This is a genomic window from Paraburkholderia sp. RL18-085-BIA-A (genome assembly GCF_046027075.1).
Taxonomy (GTDB): Bacteria; Pseudomonadota; Gammaproteobacteria; order Burkholderiales; family Burkholderiaceae; genus Paraburkholderia.
This window is the reverse complement of the sequence record NZ_JARESU010000005.1, coordinates 79,777-100,366: the sequence shown is the minus strand read 5'-3', so window position 1 is coordinate 100,366 and position 20,590 is coordinate 79,777. Positions and strand designations below refer to the sequence as shown.

Genomic DNA, 20,590 nt, shown 5'->3' with positions numbered 1-20,590 from the left:
CGGCTTACGGCAAGACGCCTCGCGGCACAGGCAATGGCCCACGCCGCGAGCGCTCGCGACGCGCTACACTGACCGGTCCAGCCGGACCTCCATCATGACCGCAGCCCATCGTTTCCGAGATTCCGCCCGCTACTGGCGCACGCCGCTTCTGCCCGGCGCCGACCTGCTCACGGCCGAATATCACGATCACGAATTCACGCCGCATTGGCACGATGCGTACACGATCCCGGTGATCGTCGCGGGTGCGGAGGGTTATCGGTATCGCGGTTCCGACTATGTCGCCGAGGCCGGCAGCGTGCCGATCATCAATCCCGGCGAGTTGCACACGGGCTCGAAGGCGGTCGCGGCGGGCTGGCGGTATCGCGTGCTGTATGCGCCGGTGGATTTCCTTCACGACCTCGCCAATGAACTCGGCGGCAAGCCGCAGGCGCAGCCGTGGTTTGCGCCCGGCGTGATCCGCGACCCCGATCTCGCGACGCGGCTCGCGTGCGCGCATCGTCTGCTGGAAGCGGGCGACGATGCGCTTGCCGCCGAAGCCGCGATGCTCGACGCGCTGTCCACGCTGCTGGTCCGTTACTCGCGCACGCAGCCGGCGCCTTCGCCCATCGCTGCCGACGATGCTCGCGTCGCGATCATGCAGGAGCGTCTGACTGGCGATCTCGTCGAGCCCGTTACGCTTGCCGAGGTGGCGCGGGCAGCGGGGTTGTCACCGTTTCACGCGGCGCGCCTTTTCGCCCACGCGACCGGCTTGCCGCCTCACGCGTGGCGCAATCAGGTACGTTTGCAACGCGCGCTCGCGCCGTTGCGCGCAGGGGTTTCAGTGACGGATGTCGCCGCGGCTAGCGGCTTCACGGATCAGAGCCATTTCACGCGGCATTTCCGGCGCATGTTCGGGGTGCCGCCCGGACGGTGGCAGGGGGTCTGAGGCGGCGTGGAGGCGTTGGGACAGCCCTTCAGCGCCTGACGGATAGCCCAGATCGTGACCCAACCCCGCACCCAGCGCCCGCTCGATGAGCGCCTTCCTGAACGCGGCGGACGCGGCCTGAACCGCCTCGGCGGTCATCGGCCCCTTCACAAACAGGTCGATCAGTTCCTTCGGAATGGACGGCAAGACCGGCGAGGCCTCGACGGCCGGCCTTGGTTTGCGTGGCATACATGCTCCTTGAGTTACGTGTTATGTCTTAAACACAAAATTTATGACAGACCCTCGCTGCGCGTTGCGGGCTGGCGTTGGCCCTCTCGCCTCTCGCACCCGCCCCTTCGCCTCCGTCTCTTCGCCTCCGTCTCTTCGCCTCCGTCTCTTCGCCTCCGTCTCTTCGCCTCCGTCTCTTCGCCTCCGTCCTTTCGCCTCCGTCCTTTCGCCTCGGTCCTTTCGCCTCGGTCCTTTCGCCTCGGTCCTTTCGCCTCGGTCCTTTCGCCTCCGTCCTTTCGCCTCGGTCCTTTCGCCTCCGTCCTTTCGCCTCCGTCTCTTCGTCTCGGTCCTTTGGCTTGCCCCTTCGCCTCTCATCCTCTGCCTCTAGCTCCGCCCTCTTCCTCTCCCCCTCTGTCCTTCGCACTCAGCTTGCCGCTTTCCGCACTCCCACCATTCCTCGCGACCGGCGCTCACCGCTACCACCACGTCCAACCGCCCGCCCACGCCCATTCGCCGCAAGAACGTACAAGCGCGCCCTACCACCCCTCGCTATGCTTGCCCAATCAAGGAGGCAGCATTGACCCATTCACCTGAAGACCAGCCCATCCGCACAGGCCACCTTAAGGAATTTACGGCCGGCGCACGCGACATCATCCCGATGATGGTCGGCGCGGCGCCGTTCGGCGTTATTTTCGGCACGCTCGTCGCATCCGGCCCGCTGCATTTGTGGCACGGCCAGTTGATGTCGCTCGTCGTGTTCGCTGGCTCCGCGCAATTCATCGCGCTCGGCCTGATCGCCGGCCACGCGAGTTTTGCCGTGATCTGGGCTACCACGCTCGTCGTCAATCTGCGTCACGTGCTGTACAGCGCGACTCTCGCGCCGCACGTCGCGCATCTGTCGGCCCGCTGGCGCTGGGCACTCGGCGCGCTGCTCACCGACGAAGTCTTCGCGGTCGCGTGGGAACACTACCGGCATCGCGAACCCGGCACGGTCGGTCCGCACTATTTCTTCGGCGCGGGCCTCGCGATGTACCTGAACTGGCAGCTGTGGACCATCGCCGGCTTGCTGTTCGGCGCGGCCTTCCCCGGCCTGCAATCGCTCGGGCTCGATTTCGCGATGGTCGCCACCTTCATCGCGATCGTCGTGCCGCAACTCGTCGCGTTGCGCTACATCGCGGCCGCCGCGACCGCAGGCACGCTGGCCTTTTTCTGGCAGGCGTGGCCGTACAAGTTGGGTCTGCTCGGCGCAGTGTTTGCGGGCGTGGCGGTCGGCGTGCTGTTGTCGATGTCGCGCCCCAATCTGCGCGGCTCGCGCGAAACCGCGGAGGCCGCCCGATGAACTACGTCGTTCTGATCCTCGGCATGGCGGTCATCACGTGGGTGATCCGCGCGGCCGTGTTCGTGCTCGGCGACCGGCTGGTGTTTTCACCACTGGTGCGCACCGCCCTCGGTTTTGTGCCGGTTACCGTGCTCACGGCGATCATCGTGCCGATGGCGGTTTCGCCGCATGGCATTAATGCCGAACTGACCTGGCGCAATCCGCAGCTGGTCGGCGCGCTGGCCGCCGTCGTCGTCAGCGCGCTGACGCGTCGGCCGCTGCTGACCATCGCGGTCGGCCTGACGGTGTTCTTTGCCTGGCAATGCGTCGTGCTCAAGTAGGCACTTGCCGCCGCGCGGCGACATTGGCGTCGGCGCCATCCCGCCCACGTCACATGCGACGCACGGCAGCAACGCATCCGGCTAGTGGCGCCTCCCTCTAAAGCCACTACCCGCCACCCGCAGGCCCTCAAGATCGGCGTCGTCCGGCTCTCATGACGCGCGACACACGCCAGCGACGCATCCAGCTGGCGGCGCCTCCCTTCAAAGCCACTGCCCGCCGCCCGCCCGCCCTCAAGAGATCGGCGTCGTCCGGCTCGCATGACGTGCGACACACGCCAGCGACACGTCCAGCCAACGACACATCCTTCTAAAGGGTCCCCCCATCACCCGCACGGCCTCAAGTTTCCGTCCAATCCGCCGATAAGAAGTCGAGGTCCGCGCATCGGGATTCATCCCGCTGGTTACGCGGCAACAGGCAGGCATCAACCGCGTCGGCATCTGGCGTCGCGTCGCCCAAGGTCCGCACGCGGCCGGACGACGTGACGAGGCCGTGCGGCAGGACCAAACGGGATAACACATGGGTCAAATCACCCTCAAGCTCAAGGACGAGACCCTTGCGTCGCTGCGCAAGGACTTCGACGCTTTTCTGCGGGTTTCGCTGAAGCTCGATCCGCAGTTCGCGACGCCGTCGTTTGAGGACTTCTTGCGCGCCAAGCTGCTCGACAACATGGTGCCGCTGACCGAACACGCGGTCCAACGGATGCTGCAGGGCGGCCAGTACGCGTGGGCGAAGCGCACGCTCGACAAGGAATTCCCGGATGTCGTCGCGATTCTGATGCGGCAGGCGGGCGAGTTCGGTTTCGGCTTCGCAGCGCGCTCGGAATGGACGCCGGAAGAGCTGGTCAAGCAGTGCCGCGACTGGGCTGCAGCGATCGTCAAGGAAGCGGAAGGCGACGCGGCGCTGGTCGACCCGCTCGCCGCGCAGATCAAGAGCGCGGCGCAGGACATCCAGGCGCTCGAGGAAGTCATGCAGACGCCCGCATGGCGGCTGGTGGAATCGTTGCGTCAGCGGGTCTACGAGGCCAAGGTAGCGTGCGAAACGAGCGTGGGCAGCACCGCGCGCGAGAAGCTCGGCGAACTGCGCGGGCTGCTGCGGCTGGGCATCTCGCATGGCTCGTTCCAGAAGCAGGAAGCGCAGCAGATCATGGAGTATCTGCGCCTGCTCAAGCCGGAAATTTTCGTCGAGGAGCCGTACGACGTGTTTTCACGCCTCGCGGCATGGCTGCGCAATTTCTTCGTGCCGCCGCGTCCGGTGCCTCAGCAACAGCAACAGCAACAGCAACGATAGTCGCGCTGAGTTCGAGCGTGGGGTCAGCAGCGAACATCAGCTGGACTACGGCGTTGCGGTTCTGCGGTTCTGCGGTTCTGCGGTTCTGCGGCCATAAGAACTCGCCCCTTTCTGCGGCGCAGGAGCACACGCCACCATGCTCCCCCCTGCGCCCAATCACCTCAACGCACGCCGCCGCGCTTCAATCCCACATCTTCCTGAGCTTCGCGCCAATCTCGACCTTCGCCTTCGCGGCCGCCGCGAGCCCCGCTGCTGTCGGCGCGCTCGGCTCCGGCACGCGCGGCCACGCATAAGCATCGAACAGCGGCATCAGATGCGCGGGAATGAAGCGCGTGCGCGACGCCCACACATGACGATCGCCCATATGCGCCTGGTTGTGCACGTAAAACCGCTGCGGCACGACGATATGCAGATCTTCTTTGGCGCGCGTCATCGCCACGTATAACAGGCGCCGTTCCTCGTCGATCTCATCCTCGCTGCCGGTGCCGAGATCGGACGGAATGCAGCCGTCGACCCCGTTCAGCACGAACACGTTGCGCCACTCCTGCCCCTTCGCCGAATGAATCGTCGACAGGATCAGGTAGTCCTCGTCGATCAGCGGCACGCCCGATTCGTCGCTGGTGGCATCGGGCGGATCGAGCGTCAGCTCGGTCAGAAAGCGCTCGCGCGACGCATACGTGCCCGCGATACTTTCCATCTGCAACACGTCCGCATGACGGATCGCGGCGTCCTCGTGATTGCGTTCGAGATGCGGCTCGTACCAGCGCCTCACCATCTCGAACTCGGCGGGCCACGGCGTCTGCCGCCCGTACACGCTCGACATCAGCTTGACGAACGGGTGCCAGTCCTCCTGCGCACGGGCGGGCGCGGCGAACGCAGCCAGTGCGCTCGCGGCGGTATCGGCGGGATTGCCGCCGCCCGCGCGCGCAACCATCTCGTCGAGCACCTTCGCCGCGGTGGCCGGCCCCACGCCCGGCAGCAACTGCACGACGCGAAAACCGGCGACGCGGTCGCGCGGATTCTCCGCCCAGCGCAGCACCGCGAGCACGTCCTTCACATGCACCGAATCGAGAAATTTCAGCCCGCCGAACTTGACGAACGGAATGTTGCGCCGGGTCAGTTCGATCTCCAGCGCGGCGCTGTGGTGCGCGGCGCGAAACAGCACCGCCTGCGACTTCAGCTTCATCCCCTGCTCGCGCGCTTCGAGCACCTGTTCGACGATGTAGCGGGCCTGATCGGCTTCGTCGGCGACAGTGACCAGACGCGGGCGTTGCGCCGACGCCTTGTCGGTCCACAGATTCTTCGTGTAGCGCTCGCTGGCCAGTTCGATCACCGCGTTCGACGCGGCCAGGATCGGCGCAGTGGACCGGTAGTTGCGCTCCAGCGTGACCTGCCGCGCGGGCGGGTCGAACTGCGCGGGGAAATCGAGAATGTTGCGCACGGTCGCGCCGCGAAACGAGTAGATGGACTGCGCGTCGTCGCCGACCACGGTCAGGCCGCGCCCGTCCGGCTTCAGTGCGAGCAGGATCGACGCCTGCAGGCGGTTGGTGTCCTGATACTCGTCGACCAGCACGTGGTCGAAGCGCGCCGACAGGTCGGCCGCGATGGCAGGCTCCGCGGCCATGTGCGACCAGTAGAGCAGCAGATCGTCATAGTCGAGCACGCTCTGCTTCTGCTTCGCGTCGACATATGCGGCGAACAGCATGCGCAGGTCGGCTTCCCATTCGCGGCACCACGGGAACGCGTTGTCGAGCACCTGGCCGAGCGAGGCCCCGGTGTTCACGACGCGCGAATAGATGGCAAAGCACGTGCCCTTGGCCGGGAAGCGCCGTTCTTTCGCGGACAGCCCGAGTTCGTGGCGCACCAGGTTCATCAGATCGGCGGAATCTTCGCGGTCGTTGATCGTGAAGGACGGCGCGAGACCGATCAGATCGGCGTATTCGCGCAGCAGCCGCGCGCCGACGCTGTGGAACGTGCCCGACCACGTCAGCCCCTGCGCGAGCGCGGCCCGCGCGCCGAGCGCCGCGCCGGCGATGCGCGTGACACGGCGGGTCATTTCGAGCGCCGCGCGACGCGAAAAAGTCAGCAGCAGGATGCGGCGCGGATCGGCGCCCTTCACCACCAGATTGGCGACCCGATGCGCGAGCGTGTTGGTCTTGCCGGAGCCGGCGCCCGCGATCACCAGCAGCGCGCCGAGGGGCGCATTGGGTGTGTCGGCGCCATACTCGACGGCTTCGCGCTGGGCGTCGTTGAGCTTCGTGAGCCAGGCGGCGGTATCGGACGGCGGCGGAGATTCAGCGACGGAGAGCACGTTGGGTCTGGACGTTTGGATGGACACAGGATGGCGACGCATACTGTATATCCATACAACTGCTGGCGACAAGCGCCCCTTTTTTTGACGGCCGCTTGGGAGCGGGGCCGAACCGGCTTGTAGCTGCGATGGCTCGACTGGGATGGGCACAGCCCGAGTTGCTGCAAAGCTACGCGAGTCGGCTCGACGCGAACGCACGGATCTCAAAATAAAATGGCCCGTGCGCACCTTTTCGCGCGACGGGCCATTCATTGTTTCGCGAGCAAAGCGGAAGACGTGAGATCGACCTCCCCTGCCTGCGACGCAGACAACTACTGCTTCTTCGCGTCCTTCAGATTGGCATCGGCATTGGCCTTGTCGGCGTCGGCCTGAGCCTCGGTTTTCTTCTTGTCCGCCTTGGCCTGAGCGACTGCGGCCTTTTTGTCCGCCTTCGACTGTTCCTTCGCGGCCTGCTTGTCGGCGTGGGTGACGGGCGCCGCAGCCGGGTCGCTCGCCTGCGCGAACGCGACCGACGACAGACAACCCGCGATCAACGCGGCATAAATCCGGTTCTTTGTGGACCTGGTGATACTCATCCAACACCTCCCTCAAACGTCGTACGACGCGCTGCGCGGTGCTTTTCAATTTCAAAGCGGCACGGCAGCGTCCCGCTGAAAATCCGGGCTGAAGCAAAAGGGCCGGGGGTGCGCAGCCTGCGCGACGCGCTCCTCGCCCGACAGTTGCATCCAGACCAAGCCAAAGCACGGCGTGACCACACACCTCTGCCGCCACGCCCGCGCTTCGCGGCTGGCTTAGTGCTTCACGTCAGCGCCATCAACCTGAGTTGCAGCCTGCCCTTCCATGTTCATCTTCATTTCGTTGTTGGCGGCCTGCTTATCTGCTTTCTGGTTGATCTTCGCGTCGTGCACCTGCTCCTTGTACTGCGCCTTGGCGGCCTTCTGCTGATCCGTCATTGCCGCCTTCGACGCCTTCTTCGACGCGCGATATTCCGCATTCGCCTTCGCGTTGGCGTCACGCTTTTGCACCAGCGGATCGGTCGAACCCGACGCCGTCAGGCGGGTAGGCGCCGGCGTCACCGGCTGCACGCCCTGCGCGGCGGGAGCTGCGGGCGCGACATCCGCGCCTTGCGTTTGCATCTGAGCCTGGCCACTGAGCCCTGCGGCCGGTTGCACGGTCTGCGCCACGGCGGCGGTGGCGGCAAAAGCCGTGAGGGCGGTACCGATCAGGAGCGAACGAATCTGGGTCATGGCTAATCCTCTCTAAAGTTGTTGTGACGCGGGCGTCGTGTCCAGCGGTCGGTTGGGATGGGATGTCCCGCGTACCTCGCCCGGTCTTCTGGTCGCTGGCTTTCGATGAAAATCCAGCAATCTTTGCTACGTATCCGCACTTTACTAGCGAATTCTGCGATGTACGAGCCGTGTTACGCAACGTTTCACTTTCCGACAATCGGATAACAACTGCTTGCATTTGCTTGCGCGGGGGCCGCGCGGACCGCGGGCTTCATCCAGGGCAAGCTTGTGCCTTATGATGCGAACCCTTTGCCTGAAGGTGCAAACGCCATGCCCAACCTCGATTTCACGCTCACCGGCGACTACGTCGAACTGCACAATCTCCTGAAGATAACGGGGCTCGCGGACAGCGGCGGCTCAGCCAAAATGATGGTCGCGGAGGGCGCCGTGACCGTCGACGGCCGGGTCGAAACACGCAAAACCTGCAAAATCCGCGCGGGCCAGGTCGTGCTGCTCGGCGATACACGGATCGCGGTCCACGAGCCACATTGAGGCCACGTCCGCCAAGTCCGGCGCGCCTGCCGTGCCGCCAGTCCGGAAATTCGCAGCGTCGCGCGCACCAGAATCGTGCGTCTTCCATCGACATCGCCGGGGCGACGCAATAAGCTGTTGGTTTCGACAGACAAACCCTTTGGCCAACACGAGCGGCTCACGAAGCACTGCTTTCCTTCCCCGCTGCTGAACACGTTGCCGCTGCAACGCGCCGCCGCCAGCGTACGAAGCGAGCGACGCGCGCCTCACGCGCCCCGTGACACTGCTGCCACTTCCGCCGTCAAGCGCTTCATGACTCAATCCGGCTTCACCCGGGTGGCCGCCCGGCCGCCAACCTACTCCCGCCACGCGGCCGACACTGCCCGGCTCGCCGCGCCGCTCGCGATCGCGCAGCTCTCGCAAATGGCGATGAGCGTCACCGACACCATCCTGCTCGGCTCGCTCGGCCCCGATGCGCTCGCGGCCGGCGGGCTCGGCGCGAACCTGTTCTTCGTCGTGGTGACGCTGCTGCAAGGCGTGCTGACTTCGGTCAGCGTGAGCGTGTCGCACGCGCGAGGCGCGCAGGACGATGGCCGCGTGCCGCATATCTACTGGACCGGTTTCGTGCTGTCGGTGCTGCTGTCGGTGCCGGCGTTCATCCTGCTGTCGTTCGCGTCGCAGATCCTGCTCGCGTTCGGCGAGCCCGGCCTGCTCGCGCATAACGTCGGCGAATACGCGGCGGTGCTGCGCTGGGGCGCGCCCGCCAGCCTGATCGGCGTCGGCCTGATGCGCTCGTTCCTGCCGGCGATCGGTGCGGCGAGACGCCTGCTGTGGGTGTCGATCGCGAGCGTCGGCGTCAACGCGTTCCTGAATTACGGGCTGATCCACGGCGCTTATGGGCTGCCCCGGCTCGGCTTTCTGGGCTCGGCGGCCGCGACCTCGATCACGGTTTGGCTGACCGCGCTCGTACTGATGGCGCTGCTGCATCTGCGGCCGCGCTTCCGCCATTTCGTCGTCGCGACGCGGCCGAACGTGCCATTGATGGGCGAACTGTTCGGCATCGGCTGGCCGGTCGCGATCACCTATGGCGTCGAGTCGACGCTCTTTCTCGCCACCGGGCTGCTGATCGGCCTGCTCGGCGAGTCGCAGTTGGCCGCGCATCAGATCGCGTTGAACGTCGCGTCGGTGGCCTTCATGGTGCCGCTCGCGATCGGCCAGGCGGCCAACGTCCGGATCGGCTTCTGGGCCGGCGCCGGGCAGCCGCTGGCCGCGCGCCATGCGGGTTTCGTCGCGCTGGCGCTCGGTGTCGGCTTCATGACGCTATCGGGGATCGTGCTGATCGCCGCGCCGCACTGGATCGTCGGCCTCTATCTGCATCTCGACGACCCGGCCAACGCGCCGACCGTCGCGCTGGCGAGTTCGCTGCTGGGCGTAGCGGCGATTTTCCAGATCGTCGACGGGATGCAGACGGTCGGTTCCGGTTGCCTGCGCGGGTTGAAGGACACGCGCGTGCCGATGATCGCCGCGGCGTTCGGTTATTGGGTGATCGGTTTTCCGACCGGCTATACGCTGGCGTTTCACTTCGGCCTCGGCGCGCGCGGTTTGTGGTGGGGGTTGGCGGCTGGCCTCGCGAGCGTCGCGTTGTTGATGACGCTGCGGTTTCATAAGCTGAGCTTGCGGCGCGTGCCGGCGGCGGCTGTGACGCCGCCTTTTGGATCGGGGTGACTGGGGGCGGGTTGCGGGTTGCCGCTTGCCGCTTGCCGCTTGCCAGTTCGAATGCACTCGTGCGAACTCGTTTCGCGCGAGACATGCCGCGCCGCGCCGCGTCACCATCTCCTCATTGAACGACCCACCGCCGCGCTTTCGCAACAAAGGTCGCCCAGCCCTCTGCAGCCGCCCGGCCGTCAAAAGGTAAAATGCCGTTCCCGGCCCAGCGGCGCCCACCCGCGCCACGCGGCGGGATTCCGCTTGCACGCCCCACAAAGGCCAGCGCCGCCCGCAGGCTCACCATTGCCCGCATGGTTCGCCGCGTTCGCGCGGCGGACTTCCGAACGCCGCCGCGCCTGCTGGCCCGCTCGGCCACTCGACGTTCCCTCGATTCTCGCGATAAAACAAAAAGGACCACCCGTCATGCTTGCCCGCGTCACCCGCTTATTCCCGCTTTGGGCCGTGCTCGTTTCGATCGCTGCGTACTTCTCGCCGGCGTCGTTCACGGGCATCGCGCCGCACGTCACCACGCTGCTCACGATCATCATGCTGGCGATGGGCGTCACGTTATCCGTGGCCGATTTCCAGCGCGTCTTCACGCGACCCGCGCCGGTGCTCGCCGGCATCGTGCTGCACTACCTCGTGATGCCGCTCGCCGCCTGGGTGATCGCCAAGGCCCTGCGCATGCCACCGGACCTGACCGCCGGCATGGTGCTGGTCGGCAGCGTCGCGAGCGGCACGGCCTCGAACGTGATGATCTATCTGGCGCGCGGCGACGTCGCGTTGTCGGTGACGATCAGCGCGCTGTCGACGCTCGTCGGCGTGTTCGCGACGCCGCTTCTCACGCGACTTTACGTGGACGCGTCGATCGCCGTCGACGTGCACGGCATGCTGATGAGCATCCTGCAGATCGTCGCGCTGCCGATCGTGGTCGGCCTGATCATCAACCATCTGTTCAGCAAGACGGTGCGCAAGATCGAACCGATCCTGCCGCTGATCTCGATGGTCGCGATCGTGCTGATCATCGGCGCGGTGGTAGGCGGCACGCAGAAGAGCATCGCGTCGGTCGGCCTCGTGGTCATGCTGGGCGTGGTGCTACATAACGGCATCGGCCTGCTCGGCGGTTACTGGGGCGGGCGTCTGCTCGGCTTCGACGAAGCCGTCTGCCGCACCCTCGCGATCGAAGTGGGCATGCAGAATTCGGGCCTCGCCGCGACGCTCGGCAAGCTGTATTTCACGCCGATTGCGGCGTTGCCGGGCGCGTTGTTCTCGGTTTGGCACAACCTGTCCGGCTCGCTGCTCGCGGGCCACTGGGCGGGACGTCCGGCGAAAGGCTCCACGCATGCGGATGGCGAGCGCGCGTTGAACGCCGGGCGCGGCTAACGCGAACTCGCCGCGCGCCGCGATCACAGTTCAAAAATGCGATCGCGGCAGCGCTCGACATGAGCGCATCGAATCAACCACCGCCTTTGTCGGCACGCTCACCACGTCCCGGCAAAGGCCGCTGCGCAATCTGCACGCCACCAAAGTCCCGTCGCCGCATTCACACGGCAGCACGAAAACCGCCCGCCCCAATTCCCCTTAGAATGCTTTTCTCGACAGCGTGAGCAAGCATCCGTGCTGCCGTCACGAGAAGCTTGCAAACAAGGGGATGACAGCGTGCCGGGGCATCACGAACAGAATCAAAGCGCACTGCAACGCAACCGCTCATTCAGCACGCCCCGAAAGAAGTCCCCTTGGGGGACGACGAGGCATATTTTCCTGCTGTGCTGCGCGGCGGCATTACTGACCGCCTGCGCGAGCAAGCCGCCCGCCACCGCGTTCGACCGTCCGGTCACGCACGCGCAGCCCGCCACCGCGACCACCCCGCTGCGCATCGCGCTCGCGCCGCTCGAAGCCGCGCATCCGGGGCAGTCGGGTTTTCGTGTGCTGTCGAACGGCACCGATGCGTTGCAGATGCGCATCGCGCTCGCACGCGCGGCGACCAAGACCCTCGACATGCAGTACTACATCGCCAACGAGGACACCACCGGCAAGCTGCTGCTCGGCGCCGCGCTGTATGCGGCCGATCACGGCGTGCGGGTGCGCATGCTGGTCGACGATCTGAACTTCAAGGACATCGACCGCGTGATGGCGGGCCTGAACTCGCACGACAACATCGAGATCCGCGTGTTCAATCCGTTCGGCAGCGCGCAGGAGGGCATGTTCGAACGCACCACGAACCTGTTCACGCAGATCGGCCACTTCACGCGCCGCATGCACAACAAGGCGATGATCGCGGACAACCAGTTGGCGATCATCGGCGGCCGCAATCTCGGCGACGAGTATTTCAGCGCAAGCGAAACGCTGCAGTTCCGCGACCTCGACGTACTGGCCGCCGGCCCGATCGCCGCCGACATCTCGGCCAGTTTCGACGACTACTGGAACAGCAGCCTCTCGTATCCGCTGCGGGCGCTGAACAAGCAAAAATTCGACGCGAAGGAACTCGACCAGACACGCGACGACTTGCGCCAGCACTGGCGCACCAACGCCGATCCGTACAACGCGAAACCACTAAACGCGACGCCGCTCGCGTCGCAGATCACGAGCGAGCAACTCGGTCTCATCTGGGCGCCCGCCGAATTCAAGGCGGACCTGCCGGAGAAGATCGAGCATCCGTCGCCGGACTACGTCAGTCCGCCGATGCAGCGGCTGCGCGAATTGATGCACGACGCGCGCCACGACTTCCTGATCGTGTCGCCGTACTTCGTGCCGCACGATGCCGGTGTCAAGGCGGCCGGCGAACTGACGCACCGTGGCGTGCGCATCGCCGTGCTGACCAACTCGCTCGCCGCGACCGACGCGGTCGCCGTGCAGGCGGGCTACAGTCCGTATCGCGTGCCGCTGCTGCAACAAGGCGTCGAGCTGTACGAGTTCAAGCCGCGCCAGGAAACCCCGCCCGCGGGCATCGCCGGCTCGCGTTCGCGCGCCAGCCTGCACGCGAAAACCTATGTGATCGACCACGAGATTCTGGTGATCGGCTCGATGAACCTCGACCCCCGCTCGGCCAATCTGAACACCGAACTGGCGCTGGTGATCCACAGCCCGCAGCTCGCGGGCCAGGTCGCGCGGATCTTCGAGCACGGCACGTCGCCCGAGGAAAGCTATCGCGTCACGCTAGCCGACGACGCCCATCTCGCCTATCTGCGCTCGATCGGCGCGCCGCTCTCGCCGCTCGTGTGGAGCGACGTCGAGAACGGCACGCGCCGCACGTACATTTTCGATCCACAAGCAGGGTTATACCGGAACGTGCTAACGGGACTATTCTCCCTATTGCCTGTCAACGCAGAACTTTGAGAAGCGGAGTGAAACATGACCGAAGACGTACGATTGGAACGTGACACGTTCGGTGAAATCGCCGTGCCGAACGCGCGTCTATGGGGCGCGCAAACTCAGCGCTCGCTGCAGAACTTCCGTATTTCGACCGAGAAACAGTCGCCCGAGCTGATCACCGCGCTGGCCGTCATCAAGCGCTCGGCCGCCGAGGTGAACCTCGGCCTCGGCGTGCTCGACGAAAACAAGGCCCGCGCGATCATGCAGGCCGCCGACGAGATCATCGACGGCAAGCATGCGGAGGAATTTCCGCTCGCCGTCTGGCAGACCGGCTCCGGCACCCAGACCAACATGAACCTCAACGAGGTGATCGCGAACCGTGCGAGCGAACTGCTCGGCGGCGAGCGCGGCGAAGCGCGCAAGGTGCATCCGAACGACGACGTGAATCGTGGCCAGTCGTCGAACGACGTGTTCCCGACCGCGATGCATGTGGCCGCCGCGTACGCGATCGTCAAGCATCTGCTGCCGGCGCTGAAGACGCTGCGCGGCACGCTCGACGGCAAGGCGAAGGCGTTTGCCGATATCGTCAAGATCGGCCGCACGCACTTGCAGGACGCCACGCCGCTCACGCTCGGCCAGGAATTTTCGGGCTATGTCGCGCAGCTCGAACACGGCATCCGTCACTTGGAATCGGCGCTGCCGCATCTGTACGAACTCGCGCAAGGCGGCACCGCGGTCGGCACGGGTCTGAACGCGCATCCGCAGTTCGCCGACAAGGTGGCGGCCGCAATCGGCAAGCTGACCGGCTTGCCGTTCGTGTCGGCGCCGAACAAGTTCGAGGTGATGGCCGCCGCCGATGCGCTGGTGTTCGCGCACGGCGCGTTGAAGACCGTCGCGGCGAGCCTGAACAAGATCGCCAACGACATTCGCTGGCTCGCGAGCGGCCCGCGTTGCGGGCTCGGCGAACTGTCGATTCCGGAGAACGAGCCGGGCAGCTCGATCATGCCCGGCAAGGTCAACCCGACCCAGTCCGAAGCGCTGACAATGCTGTGCTCGCAGGTGTTCGGCAACGACGTCGCGGTGAATATCGGCGGCGCGAGCGGCAACTTCGAGTTGAACGTGTTCCGGCCGATGATCGCCCACAACGTGCTGCAATCCGTTCGTCTGCTCGCCGACGGCGCGCGCAGTTTCAACGACAATTGCGCGGTGGGCATCGAACCGAACCGTGAGCGCGTCGATACTTTGCTGAACGAATCGTTGATGCTGGTGACGGCGCTCAATCCGCACATCGGCTACGACAAGGCCGCGCAGATCGCGAAGAAGGCGCACAAGGAAAGCACCACGCTGAAGGCGTCGGCGCTCGCGCTCGGCTTCGTCACCGAGCAGCAGTTCGACGAATGGGTGCGGCCGAAGGATATGGTGGGAAATTCGCCGGGTTGATCTCTGGCGAGTCGCCGCGCGGCCGGCGCAACGACCTGCTCCCTCACGCAGCGTGCTTTGGGCCCGCCGCAACCGACGTTGAATCACCGGCTGCGCGAACGCTACGGTTCGCGCAGCCCTTGCGGGCCTTTAGGGGCTCCTGACCAGCGCCCCACGCGCGCGCCGCTTAAATCTTGCCCTGCGCCACTTCGTCCGGCTTGAGTTCGACGATAGCGTCGAGCGCTTCCTTCACATCCATCGCGTATTTGGCGAGGCGTTTCTGCTCTTCGGTCTGCGGCACGAAAGCCGGCACCTGCACCGGATGGCCGTTCTCGTTGACGGCGACCATCACGACCAGGCAGTCGGTGGTCTGCAACAGCTCGCCGCCCTTCGGGTCGCCCGCCTGCACCGATACGTGAATGTGCATGCTGGTGCGGCCCGTCGCCACGACCCGCGCGCGCAACTCGACCAGGTTGCCGACCAGAATCGGCCGGCGAAAGCGGATATTGCCCACGCTGACCGTCACGCAATAGCGTCCCGACCATACCGCCGAGCACGCATACGCGGTCTCGTCGATCCACTTCATCAGCGCGCCGCCGTGCACCTTGCCGCCGAAGTTGACCGAGCTCGGCTCGGCAAGAAAGCGGAAAGTGGTTTCCGAACGGTCCAGCGGCGCTACGGGAGGGGTACTCATCTTGACTCCGGTCAATCGGATGCATTGGAAGGGGGCGATTATACGAGCGCAATGTTGACGGCGTGGCAGCTTTGGGCGGCTTGTGGCCCTGATTTTTTGCCAGCGAGCGCTCGAGTCTTTCCGCTAGCTTTCCGTGGAATTTCCACTTTAGGCGGGCAGCACTCGCGCTGGATCGTGCGCCTAATTGTGAAAGCTAATCCCTTCGTCGATTGTGCCGTACATGTTGATGCTGCCGGTGCCCGCGCCGGAGCCGGACCCGGCGCCGCCCTGCGCGCAGGCGGAGAACAGCAGCACCGCGGCGGCGACGGCAAAGAAAGTTTTCATGACATCGTGTTCCTGCAAAGACAGACTTCGATTCTAGCCTGGCTGGCCATCGCGACGCCGCGACGCCGGCCGGCGCGGCACGACACGGCAGTCAGGCCAATGCGAGCCCCCGCCCCGGCCTGCCGTGCCGGATTTTCGTAGCCGCCGCAAGCCATTGTTCACGCTAAGCTGAAACATCGAATAGCGCAGCCCGCTACAGTGGACCATATGGCGCTTCGCGCGCCGCCCTTGGAGACGCCAGATGCCCGCCACCCTAACTGACGAACCGAACCATTTTCCAGGCCTCAGCCGGATCGGCGCGCTGCTCGCCGATCCGGGCCGCGCCGCGATGCTGTGGGCGCTGATGGATGGCAGCGCCCGCCCCGCCGGCGAACTGACGATGATCGCGGGACTCTCGCCGTCGGCGGCCAGTGCGCATCTCGCGCGCCTTACCGACGGCGGCCTGCTCGCGCTTGAAGTGCGCGGCCGGCATCGCTACTTCCGGATCGCGTCGTCCGACATTGCCGCGTCGATCGAAGCGCTCGCGAACGTCGCGCAAATCAGCGCGCCGCAGCGCGCGACGCCGCGTCCGGCGCGCACCGTGCCGCTCGACATGCGCTACGCCCGCACCTGCTACGACCACATGGCGGGCGAGTTGTCGGTGCAGGTGTTCGAGCGGCTGGTCGAGCGCGGTCTGTTGACGCTTCACGGCGCGACGCTCGAAGCCACCGCCGACGGCGCCGCGCGCTTCGCCGAATGGGGCATCGACCTGTCCGCCCCGAAGAGTCGCCGGCGCCGCTTCGCGTGCACGTGCCCCGACTGGAGCGAGCGGCGTCCGCATCTTGGCGGCGCGCTCGGCGCGGCATTGCTCGACGCGTGGTCGACGCACGGCTGGGTCGAACGGACCGAGCGGCCGCGCATCCTGCGCGTCACGCCTGCGGGCCACCGTCATTTCGATGCGTTTCTGGCGGCGTGAGCCGTCCGCCCGTGCGAGCGACGACCCCGACAACCGCGCGGCGAACCGGTCAACTGCCGTACCAAAACCGGCAGCCAGCCGGGCGCGAGATTTTTTGTTACACGCCGATGCCGTGGCCTTACAAAAGTGGGGGCCTTGAAACAAACGCCGCGGGTAGAGTGACTTACGGACCAAGCAGATCGCTGTGTCCGTTGGAGATAAGTCATGAGAACAGTCACCGCCCGCCCCCCTTCGACGCACCGCTTGCCGGGCTACACGTTGATCGCCACCGCCGTCCTACTGTGTGCCACGCAGGCCACGTTGGCGCAGGACATGCCATCCGCGCCCCAGGACGCCGCGGCCAGCCAGAACACCGACCCGCCGGGGCGCATCGCGCGGCTGAACTACACCGCCGGCACCGTGACCACCGAGCCCGCCGGCGCCACCGACTGGTCCTACGCACAGATCAACCGCCCGCTCACCGCCGGCGACCAGCTCTGGAACGACCAGAACGCGCGCTCCGAGCTGCACATCGGCTCGACGGCAGTGCGGCTCGGCCAGTCCACCAGCCTCGACGTGCTCAATCTCGACGACAGCAGCGCCCAGCTGAAAGTCGCGCAAGGCACCTTGTCGACCCGCGTGCGCGAACTGCCGCCGGGTTCGTCGTATGAAATCGACACGCCGAACATCGCGCTCGGCGTGAACGGCCCCGGCGACTACCGCGTCGACGTCGCACCGGACGGCAGCAGCACCACCGTCACCGTGCGCAGCGGCAGCGCGACCGTGTACGGCGACAGCGGCCAGGTGCCGGTCGCCGCAGGCCGGCAGATCCGCTTCGGCGGCACCAACTTGCAACAGCTCGCCGACGACCAGGTGCCCGGGCTCGACAGCCTCGATCAATGGGCCGTGAGCCGCGATGCCGCGGAGGACCGCTCGGTGTCGGCGCAGTACGTGTCGCGCGACGTGCCCGGCTATCAGGATCTCGACGCCAACGGCACGTGGCGCAGCAGCCCGCAATACGGCGAGGTGTGGGTGCCGCGCGCCACGCCCGCCGGCTGGGCGCCCTACCACGACGGCCATTGGGTCTGGCAGGCGCCGTGGGGCTGGACCTGGGTCGACGACCAGCCGTGGGGCTTCGCGCCGTACCACTACGGCCGCTGGGTGCAGATGGACGATACGTGGGCGTGGGTGCCGGGACCGGTCGAAGCCGACGCGCCGCCGGTCTATGCGCCGGCCCTGGTCGCCTTCGTCGGCGACGACGAAGGCGGTGGCGTGCCCGACTGGGGCGTGAATCTGGCGGTCGGCGGGATCGTGGCGGCCGGCGTCGCGTGGTTTCCGCTCGGCCCGGGCGAGCCGTGGCATCCGCATTGGGGAGGCCGCGATCACTGGAGCGAGCGGTACTACAGCCGCGTCAACCAGTACAACCGCAATGTGAGCATCCACAACACGTACGTCAACTATCGCGCGCACGGCGGCCTGACTGCCGTGCCGGCGACTGCGTTCGTGCACGGGCAGCCGGTCGGACGCTTCGCGCAGAAGGTCGATCCGGGACAATGGCACCACGCGCGGTTCAACCCAGGCGGGCCGGGGATCGCTCCGGTGCGGGAGAGCTTCGGACCGGGTCTGCGCAACGCGAACTACCGGCCGCCGGCTGGCGTTGTCGCGCGTCCGGTGATGGCGACCCGCAGTCCCGCGATGCCGGCCGCTTATCACGACAGCCTCGCGCAGCGTTTCGCGCAAAGCGGCGGACGGGTGCCGGGGGGCGGCCAGCCTATCGTGCGGACCTCGGTGCCCGCGCATATGGCGGGCGGGCCAAGCGCGCTGCCGGCGCAGAACGTGCGGGTCGTGCAGTCTCATATCCCGGGACGGCCGCCGGGCGCGGCGGCGGGTGCGCCGATGCCTGGTGCGCCCAGTGGTATGCAACAGGCGGGACAGCGACCGCGCGAAGGTGCTGGCGCCGCTCGGGGGCCGCATGCGGGCGAGCCGCAAGGCCGGCCGGGGATGCCGCCGCAGATGGTCAACAATCAGCGCCAGCAGCAATCAGGCGAAATGGCGCATCCGACGAATGGTGTGCCGCGGCCGCCGCAAGCGGGCGGCGGCATCCCGGCGGGTTACGCGCAGGAGCATGGGATGGGGATGCCGCAGCAGGCGGGTCGGCAGCCGGGTGCGAACGGCGGCCACGAGCCGGTGTGGACGCAGCCGCATACGCCGATGGGGCAGCAACGTGGCGGTCCGCAGGAGCAGCCGGGGCGGCCAGGTTTTGTGCAGCAGCCCAGTCCCGGCGGGCAGGCGAACGCCGGGATGCAACAGCACAGCGTGCCGCCGCGTCCGGTGGAGAATCCGGCGGCACAGCAGCGTGGCGGTCCGCAGGAGCAGCCGGGGCGGCCGGGATTCGGACAGCAGCCCGGCACCGGCGGGCAGGCGAATGCCGGGATGCAACAGCACAGCGTGCCGCCGCGTCCGGTGGAGAATCCGGCGGCGCAGCAGCAGGCGCGGGAGCAAGAATTTCAGGCCCGGCAGCAAGCGCAACGACAGGCTGAAGCGCAGGGGCAGCGTCCTGCGCAGATGCAGGCGCAGCCGCCGCGTCAGGAGTTTCATTCGCAGCCGATGCAGATGGCGCGTCCGGAGCCGCGGCCGCAGCAGGTTCAGCAACCGCGTCCCGAACCACGCCCGCAGCAGATGCAGCAGCCGCGCCCTGAACCTCGTCCGCAGCAGATGCAGCAGCCGCGTCCGCAACCACAACCGCAGCAGCAACACGCCGAGCAACACTCCGGCGGCGGCAACCGCGACGAGCATCACAAGGGCTGAACACCGCCGACCTAAGGCCCGTTGCCACCTGCCGCGCGGAACGGCACGCGCGAACGGCAGCATGAAAAAACCCGCGATTCACATCGCGGGTTTTTTCGTCACACGAGCGAAACCGGCCGCCGACGCGCGCTCAAATCGCCATAGGCGCGGTCAACGGCTCGTGGTGCCGATAACCGACCAGCGAGAAATCCGCAGGCTCGATCTTCTCCAGCCACTCGGGTTCATACACGCCGGTTTTCGCGTACTCCGGCACGCGATCCGAAATCACCAGAGTCGGGCTCTCATAGGGCTCACGCGTGAGCTGCTGCTGCAACATATCGAGCTGGTTCTCGTAAATGTGCGCATCGCCGATGAAATACGTGAACCAGCGCGGCGTGTATCCCGTCAAGCGTCCGACCAGATGCAGCAACGCCGCGCCTTCGGTCAGGTTGAACGGCGTGCCGAGCCCGACATCGTTGCTGCGAATGTACAGACACAGCGAGATTTCGCGGCGCGCGACGTTCGGCAGAAACTGATAAAGCAGATGGCAAGCCGGCAGCGCAATCTGGTCCAACACCGCCGGGTTCCAGGCGTGAAACAGAATGCGCCGGTCGGCGGGGTTCTGCATGATCGTATCGAGACATTGGCGCAACTGATCAATCGCCTTGTAGAGCAGCACTTTAGGGCTGCCGTCTTCTTCGAATCCGGTCACCACCTGGAAGCCGCGCGCGCTGGCGTCGGCAAGCTGCGCGCTCGCGCCGGCGTCGAGCACCTTGTACGCCGGCCACTGGCGCCACTGCACGCCGTACACGTCGCCGAGATCGTCCGGGCCCTGCCGGTACGGATTGGCGAGCCACTGCGGATTCTGGTTGGCGTTCGCATCCCACACCTTGCAGCCGAGGTCGCGGAAATCCGCGGCATTGCGCGACGCTCGCAGAAACCCGACCAGTTCGCCCACTGCCGACTTGAACGCCAGTTTTTTCGTCGTGACAGCGGGAAAGCCCTGCTGGAGATCGAAGCGCAACATCGCGCCCGGCATGCTGATGGTGCGGATGCCGGTGCGGTTCTCCTGCCACGTGCCGGTATCGAGAATCGTGCGAACGAGGTCCAGGTATTGTTTCATGCGGGTTCCTTCGACGCGGCGCACGCGCAATGTCGATGCGCGCGCCGCGGGGGATTGAGCGGAAAACCCGATTTTAACAAGCGCAACCGGTCAGCGTCCGGTCGTGGCGAGAGGCGAAGAAAATATCGGCGGAGAAGCCG

17 protein-coding genes and 1 pseudogene are annotated in these 20,590 nt (G+C 66.3%); 11 read left to right on the top strand and 7 right to left on the bottom strand.

What is annotated here, in order from left to right:
- Nucleotides 1–94: 94 nt before the first annotated feature.
- On the top strand, nucleotides 95–925 hold the full coding sequence (locus tag P0D89_RS05265; protein WP_408357166.1) for a helix-turn-helix transcriptional regulator: 831 nt from the start codon (nucleotides 95–97) through the stop codon (nucleotides 923–925).
- Nucleotides 926–952: 27 nt separating this feature from the next.
- Here the strand turns inward: P0D89_RS05265 and P0D89_RS05260 are convergent.
- Nucleotides 953–1,153 (bottom strand): annotated as a pseudogene (locus P0D89_RS05260) (IS256 family transposase); the annotation flags it as partial.
- 556 nt (nucleotides 1,154–1,709) lie between these two features.
- Here P0D89_RS05260 and P0D89_RS05255 point away from each other — a divergent pair.
- The 3 genes from P0D89_RS05255 (at nucleotide 1,710) to P0D89_RS05245 (ending at nucleotide 4,079) form a co-directional block, all read left to right on the top strand.
- The gene (locus P0D89_RS05255; protein WP_408357168.1) at nucleotides 1,710–2,471 is read left to right on the top strand and encodes an AzlC family ABC transporter permease; all 762 of its coding nucleotides are present in this window, start codon (nucleotides 1,710–1,712) and stop codon (nucleotides 2,469–2,471) included.
- Nucleotides 2,468–2,791, top strand: coding sequence for an AzlD domain-containing protein (locus P0D89_RS05250; protein ID WP_408357170.1), 324 nt, complete (start codon nucleotides 2,468–2,470; stop codon nucleotides 2,789–2,791). The genes P0D89_RS05255 and P0D89_RS05250 overlap by 4 nt, the downstream gene beginning before the upstream one ends.
- A 517-nt stretch (nucleotides 2,792–3,308) precedes the next feature.
- Nucleotides 3,309–4,079: a DUF4088 family protein gene (locus P0D89_RS05245; protein ID WP_408357172.1), complete on the top strand. Its 771-nt coding sequence runs from the start codon at nucleotides 3,309–3,311 to the stop codon at nucleotides 4,077–4,079.
- 181 nt (nucleotides 4,080–4,260) lie between these two features.
- Here the strand turns inward: P0D89_RS05245 and P0D89_RS05240 are convergent, their stop codons facing one another.
- The 3 genes from P0D89_RS05240 to P0D89_RS05230 all read right to left on the bottom strand — a co-directional run bounded on the left by P0D89_RS05240 (nucleotide 4,261) and on the right by P0D89_RS05230 (nucleotide 7,637).
- The gene (locus P0D89_RS05240; RefSeq protein WP_408357174.1) at nucleotides 4,261–6,390 is read right to left on the bottom strand and encodes an ATP-dependent helicase; all 2,130 of its coding nucleotides are present in this window, start codon (nucleotides 6,388–6,390) and stop codon (nucleotides 4,261–4,263) included.
- Between the two features lie 311 nt (nucleotides 6,391–6,701).
- Nucleotides 6,702–6,965, bottom strand: coding sequence for a hypothetical protein (locus tag P0D89_RS05235; RefSeq protein WP_408357176.1), 264 nt, complete (start codon nucleotides 6,963–6,965; stop codon nucleotides 6,702–6,704).
- Between the two features lie 216 nt (nucleotides 6,966–7,181).
- The gene (locus tag P0D89_RS05230; RefSeq protein WP_408357178.1) at nucleotides 7,182–7,637 is read right to left on the bottom strand and encodes a hypothetical protein; all 456 of its coding nucleotides are present in this window, start codon (nucleotides 7,635–7,637) and stop codon (nucleotides 7,182–7,184) included.
- A gap of 312 nt (nucleotides 7,638–7,949) precedes the next feature.
- Between P0D89_RS05230 and P0D89_RS05225 the strand changes: the two genes are divergently transcribed.
- The 5 genes from P0D89_RS05225 (at nucleotide 7,950) to fumC (ending at nucleotide 14,609) form a co-directional block, all read left to right on the top strand.
- Nucleotides 7,950–8,171, top strand: a complete 222-nt coding sequence (locus P0D89_RS05225; RefSeq protein WP_408357180.1) for an RNA-binding S4 domain-containing protein — start codon at nucleotides 7,950–7,952, stop codon at nucleotides 8,169–8,171.
- Nucleotides 8,172–8,462: 291 nt separating this feature from the next.
- On the top strand, nucleotides 8,463–9,875 hold the full coding sequence (locus P0D89_RS05220) for an MATE family efflux transporter (RefSeq protein WP_408357182.1): 1,413 nt from the start codon (nucleotides 8,463–8,465) through the stop codon (nucleotides 9,873–9,875).
- 405 nt (nucleotides 9,876–10,280) lie between these two features.
- The gene (gene panS, locus P0D89_RS05215) at nucleotides 10,281–11,240 is read left to right on the top strand and encodes a ketopantoate/pantoate/pantothenate transporter PanS (protein WP_408357184.1); all 960 of its coding nucleotides are present in this window, start codon (nucleotides 10,281–10,283) and stop codon (nucleotides 11,238–11,240) included.
- A 276-nt stretch (nucleotides 11,241–11,516) separates the two neighbouring features.
- Entirely contained in the window at nucleotides 11,517–13,193 is a 1,677-nt protein-coding gene (locus P0D89_RS05210; protein ID WP_408376217.1) for a phospholipase D family protein, read from the top strand.
- Nucleotides 13,194–13,208: 15 nt separating this feature from the next.
- Nucleotides 13,209–14,609: a class II fumarate hydratase gene (gene fumC / locus P0D89_RS05205; RefSeq protein ID WP_408357188.1), complete on the top strand. Its 1,401-nt coding sequence runs from the start codon at nucleotides 13,209–13,211 to the stop codon at nucleotides 14,607–14,609.
- A 166-nt stretch (nucleotides 14,610–14,775) separates the two neighbouring features.
- Here the strand turns inward: fumC and P0D89_RS05200 are convergent, their stop codons facing one another.
- Nucleotides 14,776–15,282 (bottom strand): acyl-CoA thioesterase, encoded by a 507-nt coding sequence (locus P0D89_RS05200; RefSeq protein WP_408357190.1) that lies wholly within the window; start codon nucleotides 15,280–15,282, stop codon nucleotides 14,776–14,778.
- Between the two features lie 180 nt (nucleotides 15,283–15,462).
- Nucleotides 15,463–15,606 carry a hypothetical protein gene (locus P0D89_RS05195; RefSeq protein WP_408357192.1) on the bottom strand — a complete coding sequence of 48 codons (144 nt, stop codon included), beginning with the start codon at nucleotides 15,604–15,606 and terminating at the stop codon, nucleotides 15,463–15,465.
- A 241-nt stretch (nucleotides 15,607–15,847) separates the two neighbouring features.
- Here P0D89_RS05195 and P0D89_RS05190 point away from each other — a divergent pair, with 241 nt between their 5' ends.
- Together P0D89_RS05190 and P0D89_RS05185 are read left to right on the top strand one after the other, a co-directional pair.
- The gene (locus P0D89_RS05190; protein WP_408357194.1) at nucleotides 15,848–16,561 is read left to right on the top strand and encodes an ArsR/SmtB family transcription factor; all 714 of its coding nucleotides are present in this window, start codon (nucleotides 15,848–15,850) and stop codon (nucleotides 16,559–16,561) included.
- 204 nt (nucleotides 16,562–16,765) lie between these two features.
- Entirely contained in the window at nucleotides 16,766–19,348 is a 2,583-nt protein-coding gene (locus tag P0D89_RS05185) for a DUF6600 domain-containing protein (RefSeq protein WP_408357196.1), read from the top strand.
- A 130-nt stretch (nucleotides 19,349–19,478) separates the two neighbouring features.
- On the opposite strand, the gene P0D89_RS05180 is transcribed toward P0D89_RS05185, so the two are convergent.
- Nucleotides 19,479–20,450, bottom strand: a complete 972-nt coding sequence (locus tag P0D89_RS05180; RefSeq protein WP_408357198.1) for a thymidylate synthase — start codon at nucleotides 20,448–20,450, stop codon at nucleotides 19,479–19,481.
- Between the last annotated feature and the right edge of the window lie 140 nt (nucleotides 20,451–20,590).